Origin of the sequence: Acinetobacter lwoffii, from assembly GCF_024129715.1 — a bacterium.
GTDB classification, from domain to species: domain Bacteria; phylum Pseudomonadota; class Gammaproteobacteria; order Pseudomonadales; family Moraxellaceae; genus Acinetobacter; species Acinetobacter lwoffii_U.
This window is the reverse complement of record NZ_JAMXXM010000062.1, coordinates 1-1,146: the sequence shown is the minus strand read 5'-3', so window position 1 is coordinate 1,146 and position 1,146 is coordinate 1. Positions and strand designations below refer to the sequence as shown.

Annotated in this window: 1 protein-coding gene; it reads left to right on the top strand. The window is 47.3% G+C overall.

Annotated elements, in window-relative coordinates:
* Position 1: 1 nt before the first annotated feature.
* A partial coding sequence (gene tuf, locus NI462_RS14880) for an elongation factor Tu (RefSeq protein WP_043963442.1) occupies positions 2–1,146 on the top strand: 1,145 nt, incomplete at its 3' end.

The window sequence follows — 1,146 nt, the reverse complement described above, 5'->3', positions numbered from 1 at the left end:
CATGGCTAAGGCTAAGTTTGAACGTAATAAGCCACACGTTAACGTGGGCACAATTGGTCACGTTGACCATGGTAAAACAACTTTAACAGCTGCAATTGCAACTGTATGTGCGAAGAAATTCGGTGGCGAAGCGAAAGACTACGCTGCAATCGACTCTGCACCAGAAGAAAAAGCACGTGGTATTACAATTAATACTTCACACGTAGAATACGATTCTCCAACTCGTCACTACGCTCACGTAGATTGCCCGGGCCACGCCGATTATGTTAAAAACATGATTACTGGTGCTGCTCAGATGGATGGCGCGATCCTTGTATGTGCTGCGACTGATGGGCCTATGCCACAGACTCGTGAACACATCCTGCTTTCTCGTCAGGTAGGTGTACCTTACATCGTTGTATTCTTGAACAAATGCGACCTTGTAGACGATGAAGAGCTTCTTGAGCTAGTTGAAATGGAAGTTCGTGAACTTCTTTCTACTTACGACTTCCCGGGTGATGACACTCCAGTGATCCGTGGTTCTGCTCTTCTTGCGCTTAACGGTGATGACAGCCAATACGGCGAGCCAGCGGTAGTTGCGCTTGTTGAAGCACTTGACTCTTACATTCCAGAGCCAGAGCGTGCAATTGACCTTCCATTCCTTATGCCAATTGAAGACGTATTCTCAATCTCTGGTCGTGGTACAGTAGTAACTGGCCGTGTAGAGACTGGTATCGTTAAAGTAGGCGAGTCTGTAGAAATCGTTGGTATCCGTGATACTCAAACTACTACAGTAACTGGCGTAGAAATGTTCCGTAAACTTCTTGACGAAGGTCGTGCGGGCGAGAACTGTGGTGTTCTTCTTCGTGGTACTAAGCGTGAAGACGTACAACGTGGTCAAGTATTGACTAAACCAGGTGCGATCAAGCCACACACTAAATTCGATGCGGAAGTATACGTACTTTCTAAAGAAGAAGGTGGTCGTCACACTCCATTCCTTAACGGTTACCGTCCACAGTTCTACTTCCGTACTACGGACGTAACTGGTGCGATCGCGCTTAAAGAAGGCGTGGAAATGGTTATGCCTGGTGACAACGTTGAGATGTCAGTAGAGCTAATCCACCCGATCGCAATGGACCCAGGTCTACGTTTTGCGATCCGTGAAGG